Source organism: Herbaspirillum sp. SJZ099 (assembly GCF_007828355.1).
GTDB lineage: Bacteria > Pseudomonadota > Gammaproteobacteria > Burkholderiales > Burkholderiaceae_D > Herbaspirillum.
The window spans coordinates 1,096,743-1,110,525 of sequence record NZ_VIUO01000001.1; the positions used below are offsets into that span (position 1 = coordinate 1,096,743).

At 63.5% G+C, this 13,783-nt stretch carries 13 protein-coding genes; 10 read left to right on the top strand and 3 right to left on the bottom strand.

Annotation, left to right across the window (positions count from 1 at the left end; translation table 11 throughout):
* The first annotated feature begins 42 nt into the window (after positions 1–42).
* From FB597_RS04710 to FB597_RS04725, 4 genes are all read left to right on the top strand, one after another.
* The gene (locus FB597_RS04710; protein ID WP_141916915.1) at positions 43–2,472 is read left to right on the top strand and encodes an ATP-binding protein; all 2,430 of its coding nucleotides are present in this window, start codon (positions 43–45) and stop codon (positions 2,470–2,472) included.
* 79 nt (positions 2,473–2,551) lie between these two features.
* Complete coding sequence (locus FB597_RS20550) at positions 2,552–3,280, top strand: methyl-accepting chemotaxis protein (RefSeq protein ID WP_144768406.1); 729 nt, start codon at positions 2,552–2,554, stop codon at positions 3,278–3,280.
* Between the two features lie 16 nt (positions 3,281–3,296).
* A complete protein-coding gene (locus tag FB597_RS04720; RefSeq protein ID WP_141916917.1) occupies positions 3,297–3,848 on the top strand; it encodes a hypothetical protein in 552 nt (183 codons plus the stop codon).
* Positions 3,849–3,913: 65 nt separating this feature from the next.
* Complete coding sequence (locus FB597_RS04725; protein ID WP_141916919.1) at positions 3,914–4,282, top strand: response regulator; 369 nt, start codon at positions 3,914–3,916, stop codon at positions 4,280–4,282.
* Between the two features lie 100 nt (positions 4,283–4,382).
* On the opposite strand, the gene FB597_RS04730 is transcribed toward FB597_RS04725, so the two are convergent.
* From FB597_RS04730 to FB597_RS04740, 3 genes are all read right to left on the bottom strand, one after another.
* The gene (locus FB597_RS04730) at positions 4,383–5,261 is read right to left on the bottom strand and encodes a PCC domain-containing protein (RefSeq protein ID WP_141916922.1); all 879 of its coding nucleotides are present in this window, start codon (positions 5,259–5,261) and stop codon (positions 4,383–4,385) included.
* A gap of 189 nt (positions 5,262–5,450) precedes the next feature.
* A complete protein-coding gene (locus tag FB597_RS04735; RefSeq protein ID WP_141916924.1) occupies positions 5,451–5,747 on the bottom strand; it encodes a YciI-like protein in 297 nt (98 codons plus the stop codon).
* A gap of 121 nt (positions 5,748–5,868) precedes the next feature.
* On the bottom strand, positions 5,869–7,209 hold the full coding sequence (locus FB597_RS04740) for an MFS transporter (protein WP_141916927.1): 1,341 nt from the start codon (positions 7,207–7,209) through the stop codon (positions 5,869–5,871).
* Positions 7,210–7,363: 154 nt separating this feature from the next.
* On the opposite strand from FB597_RS04740, the gene cyoA reads away from it, so the two are divergent.
* The 6 genes from cyoA to FB597_RS04770 all read left to right on the top strand — a co-directional run bounded on the left by cyoA (position 7,364) and on the right by FB597_RS04770 (position 13,729).
* The gene (gene cyoA / locus FB597_RS04745; RefSeq protein ID WP_141916929.1) at positions 7,364–8,293 is read left to right on the top strand and encodes a ubiquinol oxidase subunit II; all 930 of its coding nucleotides are present in this window, start codon (positions 7,364–7,366) and stop codon (positions 8,291–8,293) included.
* A gap of 78 nt (positions 8,294–8,371) precedes the next feature.
* On the top strand, positions 8,372–10,375 hold the full coding sequence (gene cyoB / locus FB597_RS04750) for a cytochrome o ubiquinol oxidase subunit I (protein WP_141916932.1): 2,004 nt from the start codon (positions 8,372–8,374) through the stop codon (positions 10,373–10,375).
* Positions 10,368–10,994 carry a cytochrome o ubiquinol oxidase subunit III gene (gene cyoC, locus FB597_RS04755; protein ID WP_141916933.1) on the top strand — a complete coding sequence of 209 codons (627 nt, stop codon included), beginning with the start codon at positions 10,368–10,370 and terminating at the stop codon, positions 10,992–10,994. Before cyoB ends, cyoC begins: the two co-directional genes overlap by 8 nt.
* Positions 10,991–11,470 (top strand): cytochrome o ubiquinol oxidase subunit IV, encoded by a 480-nt coding sequence (gene cyoD, locus FB597_RS04760; protein WP_141916935.1) that lies wholly within the window; start codon positions 10,991–10,993, stop codon positions 11,468–11,470. Before cyoC ends, cyoD begins: the two co-directional genes overlap by 4 nt.
* On the top strand, positions 11,467–12,333 hold the full coding sequence (locus FB597_RS04765; protein WP_141916937.1) for an SURF1 family protein: 867 nt from the start codon (positions 11,467–11,469) through the stop codon (positions 12,331–12,333). The genes cyoD and FB597_RS04765 overlap by 4 nt, the downstream gene beginning before the upstream one ends.
* Positions 12,317–13,729, top strand: coding sequence for an ATP-binding protein (locus FB597_RS04770; RefSeq protein WP_141916939.1), 1,413 nt, complete (start codon positions 12,317–12,319; stop codon positions 13,727–13,729). The genes FB597_RS04765 and FB597_RS04770 overlap by 17 nt, the downstream gene beginning before the upstream one ends.
* The last annotated feature ends 54 nt before the right edge of the window (positions 13,730–13,783 follow it).

A 13,783-nucleotide genomic window follows, 5' to 3' on the forward strand; every position in this document is an offset into this window, starting at 1 on the left:
TCGTGAACCCGCGCCACGGATCGCCTTCACAAGGGGAACTCAATGACCATCCGTCTGCGCATCACGCTGCTCGTCATACTTACATTCATCGCCATCGCCGGCATCGGCGGCTACGCGATGATCCAGTCTCGCGACAGCGCGGCGGAGGTCAGGTCGGTTACGGAAGGGGTGATGCCGAGCGTGCTGGCCTCGTCCGACCTGATGGGGCAGCTGAAGGATGTGCAACTGGCGGCCATGGTGATGGTCACCGAAGCCGACAACCAGCTGGTAGCCCAGGAAAACGAAAAGCTGGCCGAAAAAAAGGCGGCGCTGGAAAAGGCCCTGGAGATGCAGGCCCAGCATGCCGACGGCGTCGCCCAGCGCGGCCTGGTCGAGCAGGCGCGCGAGAGCCTGGATAACTACTTCGGCGCCATCGACAACACCGCCAAGTTCAAGCTCGCAGGCAAGAACGAGATCGCCCAGGCGCAGTTCTTCGGCGGGGTGATGCAGTACCAGACCGAACTGGAAGGCATCGTCAACACCCTGCGCATCGAGAAGAACCGTTTCAAGGACGCGGCCATCACCTCGCTCAACGGCAAGCTGTCGTCGACCACGGCCACGATTTCCATCGTCACTGCGGTGGCCGTGCTGCTGCTGGCCGGCATCGGTTTCCTGCTGTATCGCCAGATCACCGGCCCGATCAGCCGCATGTCGAGCATGATGGGCGAGATCGCCGCCAGCCAGGACTTCACCCGCCGCCTGCCGGTGCAGCGCATGGACGAGGTCGGCCACTCCATCGTCGCCTTCAACGGCATGGTGGAAAAGATCGAAGAGGCTTCCGCGCAGGTGCGCCAGAAGACCGCCGACATGCAGGCCATGCTGCAGAACATCCCGCAAGGCATCCTGACCATCGTCGACGGCAACAAGATCCACCCCGAATATTCGGCCTTCCTGGAAACCGTGTTCGAGACCGCCGACATTGCCGGCCGCGACGTGATGGAGCTGGTGTTCTCCGGCACCAACCTGGGCGCCGATACGCTGTCGCAGATCGAAGCCATCGGCGGCGCCTGCATCGGCGAAGACGTGATGAACTTCGAATTCAACGAACACCTGATGGTGGGCGAAGTCGAGAAGACCATGGCCGGCGGCGGCAAGAAGATCCTCGATTTGTCGTGGTCGCCCATTACCGACGGCAACGATACGGTGATCCGCCTGATGCTGTGCGTGCGCGACGTCACCGAGCTGCGCCAGCTGGCGGCCGAAGCCAACGAACAGAAGCGCGAACTGGAAATGATCGGCGAGATCCTGGCCGTGGCGCCGTCCAAGTTCGGCGAATTCATCGGCAGCGCGCGCCGCTTCCTGGACGAGAACGAACAGATCGTCCACCAGAACCCGGAAGCCACCGCCTTTGCGATCGCCAAGCTGTTCCGCAACATGCATACCATCAAGGGCAATGGCCGCACTTACGGCCTGTTGCACCTGGCCAACGTGGTGCACGATGCCGAGCAGCATTACGACGACCTGCGCCATCCGCAGACCGGCGCCGTCTGGAACCAGGGGCACCTGCTGCTGCAGCTGGCGCAAGTGCGCGAGATCATCGACCGTTATGGGCGCATCAACGACGTCACGCTGGGGCGCGGCGCGGCCGCCGAGCCGGGCGAAGCGGGCGCCGGCTACGAGCGCCACATCATGACCATCGACCGCAAGTACATCCAGGAAAGCCTGCAGCGCCTGGAAACCGTCAATACGGCGAACCTGCACGAGCTGGTGGCGGTGCGCAACGAAGTACGCCGCACGCTGCGCCTGTTGGGCACCGAGAGCGTGCAGGACGTGCTGGCGCCGGTGACCGCTTCGTTGCCTGCGCTGGCGGCCGACCTGGGCAAGGCGGCGCCGGTGGTGGAGATCGAGGACAACGGTTATGTGGTGCATAGCTTCGCCTCGCCGCTGCTGCAGAACGTGTTCATGCACCTGATCCGCAATGCCATGGACCACGGCCTGGAAAGCGCGCAAGAGCGAGTGGCCGGGGGCAAGCCGGAAGCCGGCACGATCAGGCTGGAAATGGGCGTGATGGACAACATGTTCCAGATGGCGCTGTCCGATGACGGCCGCGGGCTGGCGCTGGAGCGGGTGCGGCAGATCGGCGTAGAGAAAAACCTGATCGGCGTCGACCAGGCCATGACCGATGTTGAACTGGCCAACCTGATCATGCAGCCGGGATTTTCGACCCGCAGCGAAGTGACCGATGTTTCCGGCCGCGGCGTGGGCATGGATGCGGTGCTGGACTTCGTCACCCGCGAGCAGGGCAGAATCGAGATCCGTTTCACCGGCCAGGATGAAGGCGCCGCTTTCCGCGCGTTCCAGATCATCGTGATGCTGCCCGAGAGCGTGGCGGTGGAAGTGGATGGCATCGACGTGCCATATCCCGTGGCTGGCCAGGAACAGGCCGCGCCGGCGGTGAATCTGCCGCAGGGCGGCGATCCCCGGGTGGCATGAGGGGCCGTGTCCGGCCCGGTGTTGCAGGATTGCGCGCTTTGGCGCAGATGTGAAGCGATGGTGGTGAGAAATGAATGTCATGGTGTGGAACCCGATACTTTTCCTGGCGCTGGGCGCCTTGCTGGCCGGCATCCCGATGGCGCTGCTGTGGCGCCGCCAGAAGGCCCGCGCGGCGCGCATGATCGACCTGGCGCAGGTGGAATCCCTGAAGCGCAGCGTGCAGGAAACGCTGGAAGCGCAGCAGCGTGAGGTGGCCGAGCACCGGCAGAACGCCGAGGCGGAGCGCCTGGAAAGCGAGCGCCGCATGGCCGAGATGCGCGGCGAAAGCGAGGCGCTGGTGGCGAATCTGAGCCAGCAGAATTCGCAAAGCATGGCGCGCGTGATGGAAAACTGCGAGGCCTCGCAGGACACGATTTCCAAGCTGCTGGGCCTGATGCGCACCTTCGAGCGCTGGCACGACGACATGAACGTGCTCATTTCCCATAACCGCGAGATGCACCGCAAGAACGACGAGTTCGCGCTGATCGTCAACCAGGTCATCATCGTCGCCCTCAATGCCTCCATCGAAGCGGCCCGGGCCGGCGCGCACGGCCGCGGTTTCGCGGTGGTGGCGTCGGAAGTGCGCGACCTGGCGCAGCGCGCCGAGAAACTGTCCAAGAGTTATCGCGCCAACCTGTACCAGAACGACCTGATCACCACCACCACCTTCCAGGACTTGCAAGCCGGCGGCAAGATGATCATGGGCGCCGTGATCGGGCTGGACCTGATCAACAAGCGGACCCGGGAAGCGCTGGCCGAGGCGGCCTGACGATGGAGTGCGAGATATGATCAGCCAATCCGCCAAGGACGGTTTCGATACGCTGTTGCGGCAAGCGCTCAGGACCAGCCTGGTGCCTGCCGATACCGAGGCCGGGATGTCGGCCATCGACGATATCTCCGCCATCAGCGAAAAGAAGATGGTGGTGCTGACGGTGTCGTCTTATCTGTTCCGCCTGATGGTGATGTTTTATTTCACGCCGGACGCCGCCACCAAGGCGCATTTCGCGCGCCTGAACCGGGTCGCCCCGGAAGAGATGTCGGAGCAGGCCTTCATGGATGCCATCGCCGAATGCGGCAACCTGTGCTGCGGCATCCTGAACCGCGACCTGGGGCGTTTCTTCCCGCACCTGGGCATGTCGACGCCGAACGTGATCGACAAGAACTGCGCGGCTTACCTGCAGACGCTCAATCTCGGGCATCTCCGCCATCTGGCGGTGGACATGCCGCAGGCGCCGCGTTTCCACGTCACGCTGTGCGTATCGGCCTATGCGGAGATGGATTTTTCCGTGTCGGAAGAAGAGGCCGATGCCGGCACCGGCGAGCTGGAACTGTTCTGAGCCAACATCCGCACCATCCGCACTATCCATTGCAATTCAATTTGACTATCTAGAGAGACAACAACATGGCACAAATTCTGGTCGTAGACGATTCAAGCACGGTGCGCGCCGAAGTCGGCGACTTCCTCAGGAAGAACGGGCTGGACGTGGCGCTGGCGGTGGATGGCCGCGACGGCCTGAGCAAGTTGAAGGGCGATCCGTCCATCAAGCTGGTGGTCTCCGACGTCAACATGCCCAACATGGATGGCCTGACCATGGCCGAGAAGATCCGCGGCGAACTGGGCAATGCCAGCGTCAACATCATCATGCTGACCACCGAGAACTCGCCGATCATGAAGGAGCGCGGCAAGGCGGCCGGCATCAAGGGCTGGATCGTCAAGCCGTTCAAGGGCGACGCGGTATTGCCGACCTTCAAGAAGCTGGTCGGCGCTTAACGCACGCAGGCATGCGCGGGGAGTAGTGAAGGGGGGCAAGCCGCGCCGGCCGCGGCTTGCGGAACGTCGCCGGTCATCATGACGGCGACGTTTTTTATTGTCATTGCTCTTCGATCACCAGTTCGAAACAGATCAGCACCGGATTGCGGCCGCGCGCCAGCACGCCTTCGCATACCTTGCCTTGCGGATTGATCAGCGCGATGTCCAGTTGCGCGCGCAGGCCTTGCGGGCCGCTCCTGACTTCGCCCGAGCGCACCAGGATCTCGGTGGCGCGGTCTTCCAGCACGCGGCCATCCTCGAAATCGGCGCCGATGATGCTGCCGACGCTGCCGCGGATGATGGCATGCCCGATGCCGTGCGAGCGGCAGACTTCTTCGATGGCCATGGTCAGGTCTTCATCCGGGCGGATGCGGGCCAGGACGATGCGCTTGCCTTGGGCGGCGTGTGTCCGCTCTTCCAGGCGGGTGGGGTGGAACAGCGTGAAATTGGTTTCCGGATCGTACCTGGTGGCCATGGTGGCGTCATGCACGCCCCAGGCCTGCGCCTGGCAGGCTTCGGCCACGATGGTCTGGTCCATCAGCATATGGCCGCCCTGGCGCTGGCCGTCGCTGCCGCGCCAGACGGCATGGCAATGCACGAAGGGGGCGCCGTCCTTGCGGCCATAGGTGGCGCAGGCGAATTCGATGACCGTGCCTTCCTCGATGGCGTAAGGCGCGCTGTAGAACGCGGCATGCTGGTCGTCCACCGCCACCGCCGGCATCAGGAAATGGTGCGGCGTCACCTTCAGGTTTTCAAAGCGCACGGTGCCGCCGGCGATGCCGGCCTCGTCCAGCGGAATGCTCATGGCGTCGCGCAGCGTGCGGCCCGGCTCCAGGGTGAAGGTCTTGTGCATGGCGCCGCCTTCCAGGCTGACGATGCGTACCGGGTCGGGCTTGCCTGGATGGCGGGCGGTGCGGGCGAATGGCTGGCTCTGGGGCATTGCGGGTCTCCTTGTGGCGCCTGGTTCCGATCACGGCTTGGGCAGGGTGGGCCTGGCCGTTTTGTATTCGGTAGACAATGTCTGGCGCGTATTATCCCGTTTTCCCCTGCGGCCTGCAGTTGAATGTTTTTAACCGGGCGCGATGAAACGGCGCCGGCATCGTCGGCCTTGATGGCCTGCGACAGGCGTTCAGAGCGGGTCGGGCACCAGTTCGGGAATGCCGACCACCGTGGCCCAGGGCTTGACTTGCCAGCGCGTCACCAGCCCGTGCCGGACATAGGGATCGGCGGCGGCGAAGGCTTCGGCATGGGCTGCCGCAGCGTTGAACAGCAGCAGGCCGCTTTCGGGCGGATCGCCGACGGCGCCGCCGGCCGCCAGTTCGCCGCGGGCCACCGCCTCTTTGCACAATGCGAGATGCTCGTTGCGATGGACGGGGCGGCGCGCGAGATAGTCGGGGACGAAATCGTAGATGAGCAGATAGTGCATGGCAGGCTCTGACGCGGATGGTAAGGAAATCCAATATAGCACCAGCCGGAAAAAACAAAACCCGGAAGCGAACCTCCGGGTTTTGTTCTTGCCGATGCCGAAACGGCCGGCTATCAGTACCTCAGTCTTCCCGGGCTTCCAGTGCCCGGTTCAGGCTCAGTGCCGCCAACGAGCCAACCGCGCCCGACAGCAGGTAGAAACTCACGTAAGCCAGGCCGAAGTGCGCCGACAGGCCCAGCGCCACCAGCGGCGCGAAACCGGCGCCCACCAGCCAGGCCAGGTCTTGCGTCAGCGCGGCGCCGGTGTAGCGATACTTCTTCTGGAAATTGGCGGTCACGGCGCCGGCAGCCTGGCCATAAGACAGGCCCAGCAATGCGAAGCCGATCAGGATGAAGGTGTTCTGGCCGTATTCGCCGCCATTCATCAGGGTCGGCACGAAGGCGGAGAGGATGGCGATGAGCAGCGCCATCGAACCCAGCACGGTGCGGCGGCCGAAACGGTCGGCGATCAGGCCCGAGGCGACAATGCCCAAGGCCATGATGACCGCGCCGATGATCTGGGTGATCAGGAAGTCATCCATGGCCCGCAGCGAGTACAGCCTGGCCCAGGACAGCGGGAACACCGTCACCAGGTGGAACAGCGCGTAGCTGGCCAGCGCGGCGAGGGCGCCGATGATGATGTTGCGGCCCTGGGTACGGGACAGTTCGACCACGCCGGCCGGTTCCAGCTCGCGCTCGTCGAGCAGCTTGGCGTATTCCGGCGTGGAAACCAGGCGCAGGCGGGCGAACAGCGCGACAACGTTAATCGCGAACGCCACATAAAAAGGATAGCGCCAGCCCCAATCCAGGAAATCTTCCGTGGTAAGATCCGCAAGCATGTAGGCAAACAGGCTGGCGGCGATGATGAATCCGAGCGGCGCGCCAAGCTGGCCGAGGGCCGCATACCATCCGCGCCTGTTCTGAGGAGCGTTTATCGCCAGCAAGGATGGCAAGCCGTCCCAGGCGCCGCCCAGCGCGACGCCCTGTCCGACCCGCAGCAGGGACAGCAGGATGATGGCCCATGCGCCTATATGATCATAAGTTGGCAGCAAGGCAATACCCGCCGTTGAAAAACCAAGCAGGAACAGCGCCAGCGTCAGTTTCACTTCTCTTCCGTATGCCCGCTGGATCGCCATGAATATCACTGTGCCCACAGGCCGGGCAAGGAACGCGAACGCGAAGATCACGAACGCGTAAAGCGTGCCTTCCAGCCTGTTCTCGAAAGGAAAGAAAATGGCCGGAAACACCAGCACGGATGCCAGCGCATATACGAAGAAGTCGAAATATTCGGACGCCCGTCCGATCACCACGCCGACGGCGATTTCACCTGGTTCGATGTGCCCATGACTATGGGTTGCGGGGGCGACGTTGGATTGCGGCCGGAACTCGCTGGAACCTTGACCGTTGTGGATGCTGCTTGCCATGGCTTTGTCTCCCACTGTTAGAGGTTTAGTCGCAGTACGAACTCCCATCCCGGCGGGTGCTGCATGACGGGGTGGGACAAAACGTCCAATCGCCAACACACTTTATTGCCGTTACATTAGCATGCTCTGCTACATACGACTGGACTTTTCCTCCATGGTTTCTCAAATACTCCGTCGCGGATTGTTCCTCCTGCCCGCTATTTTGTTGGCTGGATGCAACACCGTAGTGATGAATCCGTCCGGCGATATCGCCTCCCAACAGGGACGCCTGATCGTCATTTCCACCGTTCTGATGCTCCTGATCATCGTCCCGGTGATCGCGCTGACCGTGCTGTTCGCATGGCGCTACCGCAAGAGCAACACCTCCGCACCCTACGAACCCGAGTGGGACCACTCGACCCGCCTGGAGCTGGTCATCTGGGGCGCGCCGCTGCTGATCATCATCGCCCTGGGCCTGCTGACCTGGATCACCACGCACACGCTGGATCCGTACCGTCCGCTGTCGCGCCTGGACGCGGAGCGTCCGATCCCGCCGGAAACCAAGACCCTGACGGTCGAAGTGGTGGCGCTGGACTGGAAGTGGCTGTTCATCTATCCGGAGCAGGGCATCGCCACCGTGAACGAGCTGGCCGCGCCGGTCGATACGCCGATCCAGTTCAAGATCACCGCGTCGAACGTGATGAACTCCTTCTTCATTCCCGCCCTGGCCGGCCAGATCTACGCGATGCCGGGCATGGAAACCAAGCTGCACGCGGTCATCAACAAGGCCGGCGAGTATGAGGGCTTCTCCGCCAACTACAGCGGCGCAGGCTTCTCGCACATGCGCTTCAAGTTCCACGGCCTGGACCAGCAAGGCTTTGACGACTGGGTCAAGAAGGCCAAGGCCGAGTCCGGCGCCATGGGGCGCGCCGACTACCTGCAACTGGAAAAGCCCAGCGAGCGTGAGCCTGCCCGCCGGTTCGGCAATGTCGACCCCAGCCTGTTCCACGCGATCGTCAACCGCTGCGTCGAGCCCAATACGGTCTGCATGGACAAGATGATGGCCGCCGACCTGAACGTGAAGCCCGGCCAGAAGAATGAATGACCGTTCCGAGCGCAGTAGCTGTATTGGCGCGGCAGTTGCCGGCTGCACCGTATTTTCCTTTTTCCCCGGGAAGTAAAGATGTCTGACAATTTTGACCTGATAAAGCTGATCTTCGGTCGTCTCAGCCTGGAAGCGATTCCATACCATGAGCCGATCCTCATCGGCACCTTCGCCGCAGTCGCCCTGGGCGGCATCGTGCTGCTGGCGCTGCTGACCAAGTATCGCCTGTGGGGCGTGCTGTGGCGCGACTGGTTCACCAGCATCGACCACAAGCGCATCGGCATCATGTACATCGTGCTGGCCATCGTCATGCTGCTGCGCGGTTTCTCCGACGCCATCATGATGCGCGCCCAGCAGGCCATCGCCTTCGGCGACAATCCCGGTTTCCTGCCGCCGCACCACTATGACCAGATCTTCACCGCCCACGGCGTGATCATGATCTTCTTCGTGGCCATGCCGCTGGTGACCGGCCTGATGAACTACGTCGTACCCCTGCAGATCGGCGCGCGCGACGTGGCGTTCCCGTTCCTCAACAACTTCAGCTTCTGGATGACCACCTTCGGCGCGCTGCTGGTGATGGCCTCGCTGTTCGTGGGCGAATTCGCGCGCACCGGCTGGCTGGCGTATCCGCCGCTGTCGGGCATCCTGTACAGTCCGGACGTCGGGGTCGACTACTACATCTGGGCCTTGCAGGTGGCCGGGGTAGGGACGCTGCTGTCGGGCGTCAACCTGGTGGTCACCATCGTCAAGATGCGCGCCCCAGGCATGAACATGATGAAGATGCCCGTCTTCACCTGGACCTCGCTGTGCACCAACGTGCTGATCGTGGCCGCCTTCCCGGTCCTGACCGCCGTGCTGGCCATGCTCTCGCTGGATCGCGTCTTCGGCACCAACTTCTTCACCAACGACATGGGCGGCAACGCCATGATGTACGTGAACCTGATCTGGATCTGGGGCCACCCCGAGGTCTACATCCTGGTGCTGCCGGCGTTCGGCATCTTCTCCGAAATCGTCTCGACCTTCAGCGGCAAGCGCCTGTTCGGCTACACCTCCATGGTGTACGCGACCGTCGTGATCACCATCCTGTCGTACCTGGTGTGGCTGCACCACTTCTTCACCATGGGTTCGGGCGCCAGCGTCAACTCGTTCTTCGGCATCACCACGATGATCATCTCGATCCCGACCGGCGCCAAGATCTTCAACTGGCTGTTCACCATGTATCGCGGCCGCATCCGCTTTGAAGTGCCCATGCTGTGGACCATCGGCTTCATGATCACCTTCGTCATCGGCGGCATGACCGGCGTGCTGCTGGCCGTTCCCCCGGCCGACTTCGTGCTGCACAACAGCCTGTTCCTGATCGCCCACTTCCACAACGTGATCATCGGCGGCGTGGTGTTCGGCATGTTCGCCGGCATCAACTTCTGGTTCCCGAAGGCCTTCGGCTTCAAGCTCAACGATTTCTGGGGCCGCTGCTCGTTCTGGTTCTGGCTGGTCGGCTTCTACCTGGCCTTCATGCCGCTGTACGTGCTGGGCCTGATGGGCGTGACCCGCCGCGTGAGCCACTTCGACGATCCGTCGCTGCAGATCTGGTTCGTGGTCGCCGCGCTGGGCGCCGGCCTGATCGCCCTGGGCATCGCCTCGTTCATCATCCAGATCTACGTGTCCATCCGCGACCGCAAGAAGCTGGCCGATGTCACCGGCGACCCGTGGGACGGCCGTACCCTGGAATGGTCGACCGCGTCGCCGCCGCCGGCCTACAACTTCGCGTTCACCCCGGTGGTGCATGACAACGACGCCTGGACCGATATGAAGAAGCACGGCTACAAGCGTCCGCTGGGCGACTTCGTCGAGATCCACATGCCGAAGAACACCGGCGCCGGCTTCATCATCGCGGCCCTGTCGGCAGCGTTCGGCTTCGCCATGATCTGGCAAATGTGGCTGCCGGCAGTGGCTGCCCTGATCGCCGTGGTGGTAGCGACTATCGTCCACACCTTTAATTACAACCGCGACTACTACATCCCGGCCGACGAAGTCGTCCGGGTCGAAGCAGAGCGCACTCGCCTGTTGAATAGCCATGTCTGAAGCGATTAATCCCACGGCCGACGCGACGCCAAGCTCGCGTTTCTGGACCCGCCATCACCATCCGGAGAACGGCACCCTGCTGGGCTTCTGGATCTACCTGATGAGCGACTGCCTCATCTTCGCCTGCCTGTTTGCGTGCTACGCCGTGCTCGGCCGCAACTACGCGGGCGGCCCGACCGGCGCCGAACTGTTCGACCTGCCGCTGGTGGCGCTGAACACCGCGCTGCTGCTGCTGTCGTCGATCACCTATGGCTTCGCCATGCTGGCGATGCAGGCCAAGAAGCAGCAGAATACGCTGGTCTGGCTGGCCATCACCGGCCTGCTGGGCGCCGGCTTCATCTACTTCGAACTGTATGAGTTCCTGCACCTGATCCACGAAGGCGCCGGCCCGACCCGCAGCGGTTTCCTGACCTCGTTCTTCGCGCTGGTCGGCACCCACGGCCTGCACGTGTCCTTCGGCATCATCTGGCTGGTCGTGCTGATGTTCCAGGTCAACAAGCATGGCCTGACCCCGGAAAACGGTCGCCGCCTGATGTGCCTGTCGATGTTCTGGCACTTCCTGGACGTGGTCTGGATCGGCGTCTTCACCTTTGTCTACCTGATGGGAGTCCTGCCATGAGCCGCGGCCACCAAGAACACCCGGCCCGCCCGATGGGCCAGCACGACCACCACGACGGTCATGGCCACCATGACGACCACGGCGCGCATGGTTCGATGAAGGACTACGTCACCGGCTTCGTGCTGGCCGTGATCCTGACCGCCATCCCGTTCTGGCTGGTGATGGGCAAGAAGATCGAAAGCTCGAGCAGCATGGCCATGGTCCTGCTGGCCTTCGCCGCCGTGCAGATCGTGGTGCACATCAAGTACTTCCTGCACATGAACGGCAAGTCCGAAGGCGGCTGGAACATGCTGGCGATGATCTTTACCGTCGTCATCGTGGGCATTACGCTGGCCGGCTCGCTGTGGGTCATGTACCACTTGAACCACAACATGATGCCGGGCATGTCGCCGCAGAACATGCCCAATGAAACCGTGCCGCAGTCGATGCAGCAAAGCATGCCCGGCATGCAGCACGAGATGCAGCAGGCGAAATGAGCCAAACGCCACGCAACCGCGTGACGCAAGGCATCGAAACGGGGCGCGCGCAAGCCGCCCCGACATCCCGCTCAAGAGCCAGCCTGATTTTCCTGGCGCTTTGTGCGGGATTTTTCTTTATGGTCTTCGTCGCGCTCGGAACCTGGCAGGTCTACCGCCTGCAATGGAAACTGGCGCTCATCTCCAAGGTCGATGCGCGCGTGCATGCGGCGCCGGTGCCGGCGCCCGGGCGTGCCTTGTGGCCGCAAGTCTCGTCGGAGGCTGACGAATACCGCCGCGTCAGCCTGAGCGGTCGCTTCCTCTATAGCAAGACCACCGCCGTCCAGGCCAGCACCGACCTGGGCAGCGGCTCCTGGCTGCTGACCCCGCTGCAGACCGCCGACGGCGACCTGGTGCTGGTCAATCGCGGCTTTGTCGGCGCCGCGCCGATCAAGCTGATCGCCAGCACTGCGCAGGATGGCCCCGGCGAACCGCCGGTCGAAGTGGTGGGCCTGATGCGCATGAGCGAGCAGGGCGGCGGTTTCCTGCGCAGCAACGAGCCGCAGCAGAACCGCTGGTATTCGCGCGATGTGCAGGCAATCGCTGCCGCGCGCGGCCTGGCGCCGGAGCGCGTGGCGCCTTACTTCGTCGATGCCGACCGCGCATCGTCGCAAGCCAATGCCGGCAACGCCCCCGATGCCGAAAAACCGGTCGGCGGGCTGACCGTGATCGCCTTCCACAACAGCCACCTGGTCTATGCGCTGACCTGGTATGCGCTGGCGCTGATGGTCGCAGGCGCCGGTTTCTGGGTGGTGCGCGATGAACGCCGCCGCGCCGGCCTTGCACGCCCCCAACAGGAAAAGAAAGATGACGGCCGGCACTGAGTCTGGCGGAGCCGCCGGGGCCGGCAAGCCCAGGACGCTCAAGGAGCGCTGGCAGCGCCTGAGGCAGGGCCAGGAAAACCCGGCCGGCCACCAGAACATGCTGCTGCTGATCCAGCTGCGCTGGCTGGCGGTGCTGGGGCAGATCTCCACCGTCGCCTTCGTGGCGCTGGTGTTCGACATCCGCCTGCCGCTGCCGCACATGCTGGAGGTGCTGTCCTGCCTGATCGCCTTCAACATCGCCAGCCACCTGCGCTGGCATGAACGCCGCACGGTCACCAACGCCGAACTGTTCCTGGCCTTGCTGGTGGATGTAGCGGCGCTGACTTTCCAGCTCTATCTCTCCGGCGGCATCACCAATCCGTTCGCCTTCCTCTACCTGATGCAGATCATCCTCTCGGCGGTGCTGCTCAAGCCCTGGTCGAGTTGGGCCATCGTCGGCATCACCCTGGGTTGCCTGGCCGGACTGGCGCTGTTCTCCGAACCGCTGGCGCTGCCGCCCGACCACAGCAACGGCCTGTTCAGCCTGTATGTGGAAGGCACGCTGATCTGCTTCCTGCTCAATGCCGGGCTGCTGGTGTTCTTCATCACCCGCATCAACAGCAACCTGCGCGCCGGCGACGCCATGCTGGCCGACCTGCGCCAGCGCGCCGCCGAAGAAGACCACATCGTGCGCATGGGCCTGTTGGCCTCCGGCGCGGCGCATGAACTGGGCACGCCGCTGTCGACCTTGTCGGTGATCCTGGGCGACTGGCGCCGCATGCCGGAAATCAGCCAGCGCCAGGAACTGCTGGACGACATCAGCGAGATGGAAGCGCAACTGCAGCGCTGCAAGGCCATCGTCAGCGGCGTGCTGCTGTCGGCCGGCGAAGCGCGCGGCGAATCCTCGGTCAAGACCACCCTCAACACCTTCCTCGACAGCGTCGCCGAAGACTGGCGCAAATCGCGGCCGGTCGCCGAGTTCGAGTACCGCAACCTGATCGAACAGGACGTGCCCGTGGTGTTCGACTCGGCCATCAAGCAGATGCTGGGCAACGTGCTGGATAACGCCTTCGAGGTATCGCCCGACTGGATCTCGCTGCTGGTGAAGCGGGAAGGGGACCTGCTGCAGATGGAAGTGAGCGACCGCGGGGCCGGTTTTCCGGAGTGGATGCTCAGCCAGCTCGGCAAGCCTTACCAGTCGACCAAAGGCAAGCCGGGCCGGGGGCTGGGCCTGTTCTTCGTGGTCAACGTCGCCCGCAAGCTGGGCGGGCGGATTGCCGCCAGCAACCGCGCAACCGGGGGCGCCACGGTGACGCTCACGCTGCCGCTGTCGGCGATCAGCCTGGAAGAGGCGCCCGATTCACCGGCTCCGGAAGTCCAATCCCCGTCCCGGCAGAACACGACGCAAGCTGGCTGAGCGGGCGCACAAGCCCATCGGCTGCCGCCTGGCGCCGGTCAATTCCTATTTCAT

Excerpts from the sequence above, each read along its gene's own strand:
- FB597_RS04765 (WP_141916937.1), top strand. The coding sequence starts at position 11,467 with ATGAGCCAAACGCCACGCAACCGCGTGACGCAAGGCATCGAAACGGGG.
- FB597_RS04730 (WP_141916922.1), bottom strand. The coding sequence starts at position 5,261 with ATGCCCCAGAGCCAGCCATTCGCCCGCACCGCCCGCCATCCAGGCAAG.
- FB597_RS04740 (WP_141916927.1), bottom strand. The coding sequence starts at position 7,209 with ATGGCAAGCAGCATCCACAACGGTCAAGGTTCCAGCGAGTTCCGGCCG.
- FB597_RS20550 (WP_144768406.1), top strand. The coding sequence starts at position 2,552 with ATGGTGTGGAACCCGATACTTTTCCTGGCGCTGGGCGCCTTGCTGGCC.
- FB597_RS04770 (WP_141916939.1), top strand. The coding sequence starts at position 12,317 with ATGACGGCCGGCACTGAGTCTGGCGGAGCCGCCGGGGCCGGCAAGCCC.
- cyoD (WP_141916935.1), top strand. The coding sequence starts at position 10,991 with ATGAGCCGCGGCCACCAAGAACACCCGGCCCGCCCGATGGGCCAGCAC.
- FB597_RS04735 (WP_141916924.1), bottom strand. The coding sequence starts at position 5,747 with ATGCACTATCTGCTCATCTACGATTTCGTCCCCGACTATCTCGCGCGC.
- FB597_RS04720 (WP_141916917.1), top strand. The coding sequence starts at position 3,297 with ATGATCAGCCAATCCGCCAAGGACGGTTTCGATACGCTGTTGCGGCAA.
- cyoA (WP_141916929.1), top strand. The coding sequence starts at position 7,364 with ATGGTTTCTCAAATACTCCGTCGCGGATTGTTCCTCCTGCCCGCTATT.
- FB597_RS04725 (WP_141916919.1), top strand. The coding sequence starts at position 3,914 with ATGGCACAAATTCTGGTCGTAGACGATTCAAGCACGGTGCGCGCCGAA.
- cyoC (WP_141916933.1), top strand. The coding sequence starts at position 10,368 with ATGTCTGAAGCGATTAATCCCACGGCCGACGCGACGCCAAGCTCGCGT.
- cyoB (WP_141916932.1), top strand. The coding sequence starts at position 8,372 with ATGTCTGACAATTTTGACCTGATAAAGCTGATCTTCGGTCGTCTCAGC.
- FB597_RS04710 (WP_141916915.1), top strand. The coding sequence starts at position 43 with ATGACCATCCGTCTGCGCATCACGCTGCTCGTCATACTTACATTCATC.